Raw genomic sequence first — 358 nt, 5'->3', positions numbered from 1 at the left:
GTCGAGGCAAATCGTGCGGTATTCAGGCCCAGCACAAAGCGCCCGATCAGCGGCAAGCGCAGCACGCGGCTGTGCCAGTTCAGGCGCGCCACGGGGTTGCGCAGGTACAGGCGCCAACCCCAGAAACCACCGACGATGGCGCCGAAACACAGCCAGCCCCAGGCGCGGATAAAGTCGCTGGCATTGAGCATCGCCAATGTCAGCCCGGGCAGATCCTGGCGTGCCTGGGAAAACGCGCTGACCACCTGGGGCACCACGTAGCTGAGCAGGAAAATCACGATGCCGATCGAGACCAGCCCGACCACACCGGGGTAGATAACCGCGGTGAGGAATTTGCCGCTCAGGTTGTTACGTTCCT

At 63.1% G+C, this 358-nt stretch carries 1 pseudogene; it reads right to left on the bottom strand.

The window, feature by feature from the left end:
* Nucleotides 1-358: pseudogene (locus tag AB1462_RS32500) on the bottom strand (type II secretion system protein GspF); the annotation flags it as partial.

This window comes from Pseudomonas sp. SB113 (genome assembly GCF_040754745.1).
GTDB lineage: Bacteria > Pseudomonadota > Gammaproteobacteria > Pseudomonadales > Pseudomonadaceae > Aquipseudomonas > Aquipseudomonas grimontii.
Note: the sequence above shows the minus strand (reverse complement) of the source record. Positions and strands in the feature narration are given on the sequence as shown.